We start from the raw sequence: 11916 nt of genomic DNA, 5'->3' as shown, positions 1-11916 counted from the left end.
CGCCCAGCCCGACCCGCACAGCGCCAGCAGCTACGCCGCCCACCACACCCTCAGCCAGCGCCTCGCCGAACTGCAGCGCCTCGGCCACATTCCGCCACTGGCCGACCCCGAAGCCAGCGCCCTGCTCCTGCTCGGCGCAGCCATGCACACCAGCCTTAGCGAACTGGCCCAGGGCGACCGCGCGGTGGCGGCCGGTGAGCGCGAGTTAGCGCGGCGGTTGGGGGAGAGCCTGGGGCTATTGGCAAAGCGCTGACCGTAGGCTGGGTTAAGCGCAGCGATACCCATCGCCGCTGCCCACAGGCACTCCGGCAACCTCGTTGACCCATTGATGGGTATCGCAGGCTCAACCCATCCTACCTGGCTGCAGTGTGGGGAATGGGTTTAGTCGGATGGGGTAGCACGGTTAAAAAGGTACTGTCTCCCATTACCCCAACCTCAAACGGGTGCTGAACCTGCTGGGCAGTAGTGCTTTGATGGCGGCATTGAGGGCCTGAGGCCTTTTCTTCTGCGCGATAACCGCATGCAGGAGGTTCTCGGAGGCCAAAACCCAGAAGAGTACCCGGCACACCGATTAAGCCTGGCTGAAGCCCCCACGGTCTTCAGAACGGTGAAGCATCAACGAAGTATCTGCTTTCCAACGCTCGCCGCGTTTTTACACGCTCTGGGCCATAAGCAGCCATTCGTTTAGCACACGTGGGGTCTACACGAAGAGAGCATAGAGCCGCTCGATGGACTGCACAGTATGTGCCGCATCGGCTACAAAAAGCCCAAGCACATCACTAGCGTCACAACGCATCGATGTAAACATCCTCTCCATGCCTGGCATCAAGCAATAATTGACTTGAAAAGATGCCGATTATCGAAATACTCTACGAAACACAGGACAAGCAATTACGAATATTTTAGGAATGAAATATGTCGCAGGAACAAGAAAACGAAGAACAGGAATCCCACACCAAAACAGAAGATGAAAGTGCGACAGCGGGAGACGATATAACAAAGCACCTCAATTCAATCATCGATCTAATTAACAGCAACGATCCTGCCATAAAGAACAAAAAAACCCAAAGAAAACTACGATCACTTATACAGAGGTGCGTAGACCAAGGAATCATCAAAGAAGAAAAAAAAGAACCGATAAAAATTCTCGCATTCGATATAGAAACAGATACAGTATTGCAACATCTAAACCAAGACATGCGAGACGACTGGTTTGTCGATGTAATCCAGCACCGTGACCTATTCGAAAACAAAAAATATCTACATGAAAACCTTCAGAATCTAATACTAGATGGAAACGGTAAATATTTAGGTGCAAAAAGAACCGTCTATAACATACCTAAAAAGGGAATAGGCTTAAGGTACTCCCTAGAAACCGACTTCTATGATCGATTCATTTACCAGGCTATTTGCTCTTTCTTGATTCCTTTTTACGATCCGTTGCTATCACATAGAGTCCTGGGCCACAGATTTAACAAGAACAGGGCATCTGAAAGATATATATTCAAAAGCCGCATCGACCTCTGGAGCACCTTCGAAGGAGTCACTAGAACAGCATTACAAAATAATCAAGCGTTGCTAGTTACAGATATCATTAACTACTTTGAAAACATATCTATAGAAACAATAAAATCGGCATTTGAAATAAACATAGCAAAAATAAATGCAAGCGGACCACAAAAGCTACTTATCCGCAACGCAATACACACATTATGCGAACTTCTATCTCGCTGGGGCTACAACGAGAAACACGGCCTTCCTCAAAACCGTGACGCCTCATCTTTTATAGCAAACGTCGTACTAAATGCTGTCGATCACAAAATGGCAGAGCTTGGTTACGACTACTACAGATATGTCGATGACATCAGAATAATATGCGAGACACCGCGAACAGCAAAAAAAGCACTAACTGAACTTATCAACCAACTCAGAACAGTGGGTATGAATATAAACTCGGGAAAAACAAAAATCCTGAGTAACGAAAGTTCAGCAGAAGAGGTCAACGAAAATTTTCCGACCTCTGACGATCGCAGCCTAACCATTGATAGCATGTGGCGATCTAGGAGCAGAAGAGTAATAGCTAGATCCGCAAAATATATCCATCAATTACTGCGCGAATGCATTGACCAAAAGCAATCACAATCAAGGCAGTTTCGCTTTGCCATAAATCGACTTATACAATTAACAGAAGCAAATCTATTCGATATACACACCGATTTAGCAGTAGACCTAAAAACACTGCTAATCAAAACCCTAGAAGAACACGCCGCCTCTACAGACCAATACTGCCGAATTCTATGGGCACTCAATCCAACCCCACAAGAACTAGAAGAAATATCTCTGTACCTGCAAGACCACGACCGTTCAATTTACTCATGGCAAAATTTTCACCTTTGGCTTCTGCTTGCAAGAGCAAAGCACAAAAACGATGGCACTCTCGAACTCGCCAGAAGAAAGATAAGATCGGACGTCCTTCAACCGGAGTGCTCAGCAATATTCATCTATTTGCGCTGTGTAGATGAAACCGAAGAACTCAAACCTCTAATCCAAGAGTTCAGTATTGACTGGCCCTACTACCATCAGAGAAACTTTCTCTTAGCCGCCAGCGAGTTCACCAAGGAAGAAATTGCGCCACTACTCCCCCAGCTCAGTACAAAGCTTAAATGGACCGCGTCTCGCGCCAAACCATACTTTGAAAACGGCATCCCCTTAGTCGAAAGAGAGCCCATTAGCGCACTAAGTATTTATGAGGAAATAAGTCCGTATGAATAATCATAAAAAAGTTCTAATCTTCATCCGCGACTATACCGAACAAGGCAGGGATAAACTCTACATATGGAACGACAATACACTCACAGAGACATCGGCAGAAGAATTAGTTCGAGAAGAATCCGAAATAATTTGTCATGACTACTGGCTTATTGCACCGACCATATACCATGCAACAAGACAGCTACCAAAATCAGTTACCGACATTGAAGAGTTGAGAATTTCAACATCCGGCAAACGGGCGGACCGAGAAGCAAGAGAGAAAGTAGACATAGCAAAATCACTCAGCCAATTCACCGACGCCGAGGTAGTTAAGAAGTACCTGTCTATATTTAATCGAACATCTGAAATCGATGACGGGGTGCTCGCAACTATAGGCGAAGCTATGCTAATGCTCTCTGAGCAAATAGAAGCAGCAGCTAAAGAATCCAATGAGTGGGAGCGGTTCATTCAGATTGAACGCCCGGTTACAGAACAGTTGACACGTTCCATATCAGACGGCATCACCATAAATACAGATCAGTTACGCTTCCACAAAAAGAATATAGATTTTGAATACTACACGGCACTAAAAAAGTTCTCAGCCGAATACAATATGCCACTAGAAATCCCAACAGACGATGATATCATCAATTACCTTGAACCCAAGGGCTACGATTTCTCCGGCGTTAACGTTGACTATGTATTGAAGTTCGTACCAATGCCTGACAACTTTGCAGTCGACTTTCTAAAACTTATGAAAATCGCAAAGTCCCGAAAGGTGCTAAACCTAATACCGCTAAGCCAAAAAAGAATATACCCAATAGCAGACATCTTTGGATCGATAACATCGAGGATATATTACAAAGACCCATCCTTACAAAACCTGGCCAAACAACATAGAAACATTTTATCTCCGGACCCTGACAAACAATTTTCATATATAGACTTCGAGCAATATGAAGCTGGGATAATGGCAGCTCTGTCTGGCGATCAAGAAATTTTAAAGCTCTATGCTAACGGTGACCTCTACGAAACAGCATCCGAAGATATCTTCAAAAACAAGACGAATCGCAAAGAGGCCAAAAGACTATTTCTCTCATACGCTTACGGCATGAGGAGACAAAGCTTGTACGATGCAGCTTCCGGTTATGGCGCAGACAGACAAGCCGCCAAAGATTTTTTCAACAAATTTACAACTTTCGAAAAATGGAAAAACTCAGTTCAAGCCGAGTTCAAGGAGTACAGCCGTATAAGCACCTGTCTCGGCAATCATATGAAACGCGATAGAACCGGCCCGCTAACGGAACAAGAAAAAAGGTCCGCTGTAAGTCAACTGGTTCAAGGTACTGCATCACTGATATTTAAGAAGGCCCTTCTGAATCTAAGAAATGAGCGCCGCATTGAAATCAAAGTTCCGATGCACGATGCTGTACTCTTCCAGCACTCCAATGACTTTGATGCCAATATTGTTGCCAAGATGTTCTCAGCGACAATGACAGACCATTTCCAGGGCAAAATTATTGGCAAGGCATCACTCAGCAATTTTTTTATTAACTGATCTACTTTATCCTCATATCAAACCCCTCCTAAATCGAACGTTTTCGATACCTAGACATACATTTTCCGCCTTCGCTGACAGCTATCTGCCAGCCGTACCGAGTATTACGGAAGACGGGACGGACTACCTATATCGGGTCGATAGCAGCCATCTGACGGAATGACTAACGCGAATCCGTAAATGAACGACCGGGCCATACGGCCCGGTCGTTCCTGTCGGTTCAGCCTCAACTGCCATACACCTTCTGCACCTGCATGGCCTGGGCCATCAGTTGCTCCACCGCCGCGCCGACCTCGGCCGCCGCCCAACGGGCACCCTTGTCCAGCTCCGGGCCCTTGCGCCAGCCGTCGGCGATGGACAACTTGCCGCCTTCCACCTCGAACAGACGGCCGCTGACGTGCTGGGAGGCTTCCGAGCCGAGCCAGACCAGCAGCGGCGCGACGTTTTCCGGGGCGAACTAGTCGAAGCCGTCTTCCGGCGCTTTCATCATGTCAGCGAACACCTGCTCGGTCATGCCGGTGCGGGCGGCCGGGGCCAGGGTGTTGGCGGTGATGCCGTAGCGCGCCAGCTCGGCGGCCTGCACCAGATGCCACCCTTGGCCGCGGCGTAGTTGGACTGGCAGATGGAACCCTGCAGGCCAATGCCGTCGGGGCGGCCAGCCGTGGCCCACGCTTGCCTGCCTTGACCCGGGAGGAACTGGCCAAGGCCCGCATCGAAGTGTCGTCACTCTCGGCCACCGAGGCGTTGGCGGCGGACAGCGCGCGGCAAGTGCGGGAGCAGTTGCGGCCGGGCCGCGACGGCCTGATCCTGTAAGTACCGGCAGGCCCGTAGCACCTTCCTGCCGCAGGTGTGGGGGAGCCTGCCCCACCCGGCAGATTTCCTGACGCAACTGAAACGCAAGGCGGGGCTGCCCGCCGATTTCTGGCATGCGGACATCCGCCTGGCGCGCTACAGCGCCAGCAAGTGGCGGGAGGTAGACCATGAATGACTTTACCGAGCATTACCCGGGACGCTGGTGGCATCCCCTGGCCGATGGCCGCATCCAGTGCGACCTCTGCCCCCGTGACTGCAAGCTGCGCGACGGCCAGCGCGGCGCCTGCTTCGTGCGCAAGCGCGAAGGCGAGCAGATGGTGCTGACCACCTATGGTCGCTCATCCGGTTTCTGCATCGACCCCATCGAGAAGAAGCCGCTCAACCACTTCCATCCCGGCTCGGCGGTGCTGTCCTTCGGCACGGCGGGCTGCAACCTGGCCTGCAAGTTCTGCCAGAACTGGGACATCAGCAAGTCCCGCGACATGGACCGCCTGATGGATCAGGCCAGCCCCGAGCAGATCGCCCTGGCCGCGCAAGACGCGGGCTGCGCCAGTGTGGCCTTCACCTACAACGACCCGGTGATCTTCGCCGAATACGCCATAGACACGGCGCTGGCCTGCCAGGCCCGCGGCATCAAGACGGTGGCGGTGACCTCGGGCTATATCCACGCCGAGCCGCGGCGCGAATTCTATGCGGTGATGGACGCCGCCAACGTCGACCTCAAGGCCTTCACCGACGACTTCTATTACAAGCTCACCGGCGCGCACCTGCAGCCGGTGCTGGACACCCTGGCCTATCTGCACCACGAAACCCAGGTCTGGACGGAAATCACCACCCTGCTGATCCCCGGCCACAACGATTCGAATGGCGAACTCAAGGCTCTGTGCAAATGGGTGCACGAGGAACTGGGGCCGGATGTGCCCATCCACTTCACCGCCTTCCACCCCGACTTCAAGCTGCTCGACGCCCCGCCGACCCCGCCGGCGACCCTCAGCCGCGCCCGGCAGATCGCCCGTGACCAGGGCCTGCACTACGCCTACACCGGCAACGTGCACGATGCCGAGGGCGGCACCACCTGCTGCCCGGGCTGCGGCGAGGAACTGATTGTGCGTGACTGGTACCGCATCCTCGACTACCGGGTGACGGCGGACGGCCACTGCCCGCAGTGCCACACCCCCATCGCCGGGCGTTTCGGCCCCTATGCCGGCGCCTTCGGCCAGCGGCGGATTCCCGTGCGGCTGAACCCCGGCCTTTGACAGGGGCGCTTGCTCGATGGCTCCCTGGCTCCAGTGCGAGAGCCTGACCGGCGGCGGGCGCGAGGGCGCCGGGGGCGGCCTTCCCAGGCGGAGCCTGGGAAGGATCGGCGCGCCTCAGCTGCCGTAGACCTTCTGCGCCGGCACGGACTGGGCGATCAGCTGCTCGACCACCGCGCCCAGCTCCTCCGGCTGCCAGCAGCCGCCCTTGTCCAGTTCCGGGCCCTTGCGCCAGCCATCGGCGATCGACAGCTTGCCGCCTTCGACCTCGAACAGCCGCCCGGTCACCCCCTGCGATTCCTCCGAGCCGAGCCAGACCAGCAGCGGCGCGACATTCTCCGGGGCGAAGTAATCGAAGCCGTCTTCCGGCTTCTTCATCACGTCGGCGAATACCTGCTCGGTCATACCGGTGCGTGCGGCCGGGGCCAGGGCGTTGGCGGTGATGCCGTAGCGGCCCAGTTCGGCTGCCTGCACCAGGGTCAGGGCGGCGATGCCACCCTTGGCGGCGGCGTAGTTGGACTGGCCGATGGAGCCCTGCAGGCCGGCGCCGGAGCTGGTGTTGATGATCCGCGCCTTGACCGCCGCGCCGCCCTTGGCCTGCTCGCGCCAGTACTGGACCGCATGGCTGGCGATGCAGAAGTGGCCCTTGAGGTGCACCGCCATCACCGCGTCCCAGTCCGCCTCGGTCAGGCTGGCGAACATGCGGTCGCGGCAGATGCCGGCGTTGTTCACCAGCACGTGCAGGGCGCCGAAGCTCTCGATGGCCTGGCGCACTATCAGCGCGGCGTCGGCGTAGTTGGTGATGTCGTGGCTATTGGCGACGGCCTCGCCGCCCTGGGCACGGATCTCGGCGACCACGGCCTGCGCCGCCTCGAGCTTGATGTCGTTGACCAGCACCTTGGCGCCCTCGGCGGCGAAGGCCAGCGCATAGGCCTTGCCCAGCCCGCCGCCGGCGCCGGTGATGATCACTACACGGTCTTTGCAAATAGGCATTGTTGTTCTCCGAATTTTCAAAAATTGCATGACTTATTAACCCCCTCTCCCCCGGCCCCTCTCCCACTCTTCATGAACAAAGAATGGGAGAGGGGGAGAAAGCTCCCGCGACCAACTGAATCCTGTGTATCCACGGATAGCCCCCTCTCCCGACGGGGAGAGGGTTGGGGAGAGGGCCGAGGTCTCAGAGCCGTTCGATAATGGTGACATTCGCCTGTCCGCCGCCCTCGCACATGGTCTGCAGGCCGTAACGGCCGCCGCTGCGCTCCAGCTCATGGAGCAAGCTGCACATCAGGCGGGTGCCGGTGGCGCCGAGCGGATGGCCGAGGGCGATGGCGCCACCGTTGACGTTGGTCCGCTCGTGCGGGTAGCCGGTCTCCTTGAGCCAGGCCATGGCCACCGCGGCGAAGGCTTCGTTGATCTCCACCCGGTCGATCTGCTCCAGGCGCATGCCGGCGCGCTTGAGCGCGTAGGCGGTGGCCGGGATCGGCGCGGTGAGCATCCAGATCGGGTCTGCGGCGCGCACGCTAATGTGCTGGATGCGCGCCCGCGGGGTCAGGCCATATTGCTTCAGCGCCTTCTCGGAAACGATCAGCATGGCGCTGGCAGCGTCGCAGGTCTGGCTGGAAACTGCCGCGGTAACCCGGTCGCAGCCGAACAGGAAGTCCAGCTCGGCCATCTTCTCCAGGCTGGTCCGGCGCGGGGTTTCGTCATGCTGCACACCCGCCAGCGGGACGATCTCACGGGCGAAGCGGCCTTCCTCGATGGCGCGCAGGGCGCGGTTGTGGGACTCCAAGGCATAGGCCTCCAGCTCGGCGCGGGACAGACCCCACTTCTCGGCGATCATCTGCGCCGAGCGGAACTGGGTCGGCGGCTGCTTGCCATAGCGGCGCACCCAGCCTTCCGAACCGCTGAAGGGATCGCTAAAGCCCAGCGGCTCGGCGGCGGTCATCGCCGAAGAGATCGGGATCTGCGTCATGGTCTGCACGCCACCGGCAATCACCACGTCCTGGGTGCCGCTCATCACCGCCTGCGCGGCGAAATGCACGGCCTGCTGCGAGGAACCGCACTGGCGGTCGATGGTGGTGCCCGGCACCTCCTGCGACAACCCGGCAGCCAGCCAGCTGGTCCGAGCGATGTCGCCGGCCAGCGGGCCTATGGTATCGACGCAGCCGAAGATCACGTCATCGTATTCGTGGTCGGGAATGTCGTTGCGCTCGACCAACGCGCGCAGTACGTGCGCGCCCAGGTCGGCGGCGTGAATGTGGCTCAGGCCACCCTTGCGCCGGCCGGTGGGGGTGCGGACGGCGTCGACGATAAAGGCTTCCGCCATGTCAAAAACCTCAAACAGATAAAGGGTCAGGGCCGTAGGGTGGATGTCGCTGTGCACATCCACCGCTCTTGGTGGAAAACGCTGTGCGGTTTTCCACCCTACAAGTTGGCGTTGGTTGGGTAGCCCAGATGCAATCCGGGCTACGGGCTAAAAGGTGTTCCCGGCGCCGGGCGTCAGCGCGCCGCCGAACAACGCCTCACGCACCCGCGCCTTGTGCAGGCCGCGGTCGCCCCAGACCTTGTCCAGGGCCCAGGCGCGTTTCATAAACAGCTGCAGGTCGACCTCCCAGGTGTAGCCCATGGCGCCATGGGTCTGGATGGCGTTCTTGGCCGCCAACAGAGCGGCCTCGGCGCAAGCCAGCTTGGCGTGGGAGACCTGCACGCCCGCCCCCGGCAAGCCCTCGGCCAAGGAGTAAGCGGCGCGGTACAGCGGGCCCTTGGCGAACTCGATCTGCACCGCAACGTTGGCCATCAGGTGCTTGACCGCCTGGAAGGAGCCGACCGGCTTGCCGAACTGTTTGCGCTCGAAGCTGTAGTCCACTGCGAGGTCGACCATGCGCTTGGCCAGGCCCAACAGCTGGGCCGCCGTGCCCAGGGCGCCGCGATTGAAAGTCGCGGCCCACAGCGTCCGGCCCTGCTCCGCCTCGGCAACGCGGGTGGCGGCACTCGGCGTCCAGTCGACACGAAACAGCTGGCGGCTGGGGTCGACCGACTCGTTGCGGGTCAGGTTCACCGCCGCGCGCGGCACGGCGTGCACCTCATCGCCGTGGGGCAACAGCAGCAGATCGGCGACATGCGCATCGCTGACCAGCGGATTACCCGGCTGGCCCACCGCCAGACGCGCGCCGCCCTCCGCCACCCGTGTCAGCCACTCGCTCTTGAGGGCCTGGTGGGTATCGTCCAAGGCGCTAAGCAACGGCACGCCGACCAGCATGGTCTCCACCAGCGGTTCCGGCAGGCCGGCATAGCCGCACTCCTGGGCCAGCAGGACGAAATCCAGCTCGGTCATGCCCAAGCCGCCGAAGGCTTCCGGCACGCTCATGGCGGTCAGGCCCAGTTCGACCAGTTGCGCCCAGAGCTCGTCGCTGCGGCCGCTGTCGGTTTGCCAGAGTTCACGAATGCGCTCCGGGATGACTTCGTTGGTCAGGAAGCTCCTGACGTTGGCCTGGAACAGCAGTTGGTCCTGGCTAAAGCTAAAGTCCATCGTCTGCCCCTCAGGCGCGCGGCATGCCAAGCATGCGTTCGGCAATGATGTTGCGCTGGATTTCGTTGGTCCCGGCGTAGATCGGCCCGGCCTGGGCGAACAGGAAGCCGTCCAGCCAGTGGCCGACCTCGCCCGCGTCCGGCGCCTCCGGCAGCAGTTCGCCGCGCAGGCCGAGGATGCTCATGGCGGTCTCGTGCATGCGCTGGTCCAACTCGGACCAGAAGATCTTGTTGGTCGAGGACTCCGGGCCGATCTTGCCGCCCTGCACCAGGCTCGAGGCGGTCATATAGGTGGCCAAGGTGTAGGCCTCGGCATCCAGGTAGGCGCGCATCACCGCCTCGCCGATGGCCGGGTCGCGGTCGGCCTCCTCGCGGTTGGCCAGGTACAGCTCGACCAGGCGCCGTGCGGTTTCCTGGAAGCGTGCCGGCGAGCGCAGCATCAGGCCGCGCTCGAAACCGGCGGTGGACATTGCCACATGCCAGCCCATGCCTTCGCCGCCGAGCACGTTCTCCACCGGCACCTCGACATCGTCGAAGAAGATTTCGGCGAAGCCCGGCAGGCCGTTGAGCTGCGGGATCGGCCGCACCGTGATACCCGGGCTGTCCAGCGGCAGCAGGATAAAGGTCAGGCCGTGATGCCGGCTGGACTGCGGGTCGGTGCGGAAGATGCCGAACAGCCAGTCGGCCCAGACCGCACGGGTCGACCAGGTCTTCTGGCCGTTGAGGATGTACTTGTCGCCGACCCGCTCGGCCTTGGCACGGATCGCCGCCATGTCGGAACCGGCGCCCGGCTCCGACCAGCCCTGGGCCCAGATGTCTTCGCCGGTGGCCATGCGCGGCAGGAAACGGGCCTTCTGCTCCTCACTGCCGAACTCCATCAGGGTCGGGCCGAGCAGGAAGATGCCGTTCTGGTTGACCCGTGCCGGCGCGCCGGCGCGGTAATACTCTTCCTCGAAGATCAGCCACTCGATCAGGTCGCAGCCACGCCCGCCCAATTCGGTCGGCCAGGTCACCATGCCCCAGCGGCCCTCGTTGAGCTTGGCTTCCCAGGCGCGGTGCTGGCGGAAGCCCTCCTCGGTGTCGAAGGACTGCAGCGGCTCGCTCGGCACGTTGGCCGCCAGCCAGGCGCGCACCTCGGCGCGGAAGGCCTGCTGGCTCTCGGTATAGCTAAGGTCCATAGAATTCTGTCCTGTCAGCCGTTGAACTGGGCGCTGCGTTTTTCCACGAAGGAATCGCGCGCCTCCTGGGAATCCAGCGAGCGGTAGGCCTCGAGGGTGAAGCCCTGCTCCCAGCGGTACTTGTCTTCCAGGTTGCCGTCCTCGATGCCGGTCAGCGCCTCCTTGGCCAGGGCGATCATCGCCGGGCTCTTGGCGGCAATCTGGCGGGCGATGGAAAGCGCTGCCTCGCGCAATTCTTCGCGCTTGACCACCCGCTCCACCGCGCCCAGTCGGTAGGCCTCGGCGGCGTCGATCGGCTCGCCGGTGAAGTACATGTGACGGACCTTCTGCACCGGGAACAGGCGTTGCAGGTGCGCGCCGCCACCCATGGCACCACGGTCCACCTCAGGCACGCCGAAGCGCGCGCAGTCGGAGGCGACCAGGATGTCTGCCGCGCCGCAGAGGCCGATGCCGCCGCCGAGGACGAAGCCGTGCACCGCGACTATCACCGGCTTGGGATTGCGGTGGATGGCCTTGAAGCTGTCGTAGTTGCCCTTGTTCACCGCGACTATCAGGTTGCCGTCGGCGGCCAATTCCTTGATATCCACCCCGGCGCAGAAGCCGCGGCCCTCGGCGCGGATGACGATCACCCGCACCGCCGGGTCGCGGCCGAGGCCGTCGATGGTGCTGGCGATATCCGCCCAGCCCTGGCAGTCGAAGGCGTTCACCGGCGGCCGGTCGAACACCAGTTCGGCGATGCCATTGTCGATGCTCGTGTGGAATGGCTTGCTCATCGGACTCCCCCTAAATTCGCCACATAAATCGTTCGATTTCTCGGCCGTAGGGTGCGCTGTGC

The 11916-nt window shown here is 59.0% G+C and carries 10 protein-coding genes and 2 pseudogenes; 6 read left to right on the top strand and 6 right to left on the bottom strand.

Annotated features, from left to right (window positions below; genetic code table 11):
* The 3 genes from FFS12_RS19930 to FFS12_RS13295 all read left to right on the top strand — a co-directional run.
* A partial coding sequence (locus FFS12_RS19930; protein ID WP_218568979.1) for a hypothetical protein occupies window positions 1-253 on the top strand: 253 nt, incomplete at its 5' end.
* A gap of 662 nt (window positions 254-915) precedes the next feature.
* Window positions 916-2772, top strand: a complete 1857-nt coding sequence (locus tag FFS12_RS13300; RefSeq protein WP_137887252.1) for an RNA-directed DNA polymerase — start codon at window positions 916-918, stop codon at window positions 2770-2772.
* Window positions 2765-4309, top strand: a complete 1545-nt coding sequence (locus tag FFS12_RS13295) for a DNA polymerase (protein WP_137887251.1) — start codon at window positions 2765-2767, stop codon at window positions 4307-4309. The genes FFS12_RS13300 and FFS12_RS13295 overlap by 8 nt, the downstream gene beginning before the upstream one ends.
* 226 nt (window positions 4310-4535) lie before the next feature.
* On the opposite strand, the pseudogene FFS12_RS13290 reads toward FFS12_RS13295, so the two are convergent.
* A pseudogene (locus tag FFS12_RS13290) lies at window positions 4536-4954 on the bottom strand (short-chain dehydrogenase); the annotation flags it as partial.
* 27 nt (window positions 4955-4981) lie between these two features.
* Between FFS12_RS13290 and FFS12_RS13285 the strand changes: the two are divergent.
* The 3 genes and pseudogenes from FFS12_RS13285 to amrS all read left to right on the top strand — a co-directional run bounded on the left by FFS12_RS13285 (window position 4982) and on the right by amrS (window position 6378).
* On the top strand, window positions 4982-5122 hold the full coding sequence (locus FFS12_RS13285) for a hypothetical protein (protein WP_256657382.1): 141 nt from the start codon (window positions 4982-4984) through the stop codon (window positions 5120-5122).
* A gap of 16 nt (window positions 5123-5138) precedes the next feature.
* Window positions 5139-5297, top strand: a pseudogene (locus FFS12_RS20480) (AMMECR1 domain-containing protein); the annotation flags it as partial.
* The gene (gene amrS / locus FFS12_RS13275; RefSeq protein WP_137887250.1) at window positions 5290-6378 is read left to right on the top strand and encodes an AmmeMemoRadiSam system radical SAM enzyme; all 1089 of its coding nucleotides are present in this window, start codon (window positions 5290-5292) and stop codon (window positions 6376-6378) included. The pseudogene FFS12_RS20480 and the gene amrS, both read left to right, overlap by 8 nt.
* 114 nt (window positions 6379-6492) lie before the next feature.
* Here the strand turns inward: amrS and FFS12_RS13270 are convergent, their stop codons facing one another.
* The 5 genes from FFS12_RS13270 to FFS12_RS13250 all read right to left on the bottom strand — a co-directional run bounded on the left by FFS12_RS13270 (window position 6493) and on the right by FFS12_RS13250 (window position 11854).
* On the bottom strand, window positions 6493-7368 hold the full coding sequence (locus FFS12_RS13270) for an SDR family oxidoreductase (protein ID WP_137887249.1): 876 nt from the start codon (window positions 7366-7368) through the stop codon (window positions 6493-6495).
* Window positions 7369-7552: 184 nt separating this feature from the next.
* Window positions 7553-8701, bottom strand: a complete 1149-nt coding sequence (locus FFS12_RS13265; protein WP_137887260.1) for an acetyl-CoA C-acetyltransferase — start codon at window positions 8699-8701, stop codon at window positions 7553-7555.
* Between the two features lie 147 nt (window positions 8702-8848).
* Complete coding sequence (locus FFS12_RS13260; protein ID WP_137887248.1) at window positions 8849-9904, bottom strand: acyl-CoA dehydrogenase family protein; 1056 nt, start codon at window positions 9902-9904, stop codon at window positions 8849-8851.
* A gap of 10 nt (window positions 9905-9914) precedes the next feature.
* Window positions 9915-11081 carry an acyl-CoA dehydrogenase gene (locus tag FFS12_RS13255; RefSeq protein WP_137887247.1) on the bottom strand — a complete coding sequence of 389 codons (1167 nt, stop codon included), beginning with the start codon at window positions 11079-11081 and terminating at the stop codon, window positions 9915-9917.
* A 14-nt stretch (window positions 11082-11095) separates the two neighbouring features.
* The gene (locus FFS12_RS13250) at window positions 11096-11854 is read right to left on the bottom strand and encodes an enoyl-CoA hydratase family protein (protein ID WP_137887246.1); all 759 of its coding nucleotides are present in this window, start codon (window positions 11852-11854) and stop codon (window positions 11096-11098) included.
* Window positions 11855-11916: the final 62 nt, after the last annotated feature.

Source organism: Pseudomonas sp. 2FE, assembly GCF_005503735.1.
Classification (GTDB): domain Bacteria; phylum Pseudomonadota; class Gammaproteobacteria; order Pseudomonadales; family Pseudomonadaceae; genus Aquipseudomonas.
The sequence above is the reverse complement of the archived record's forward strand: the minus strand, read 5'-3'. Positions and strand labels throughout refer to the sequence as shown.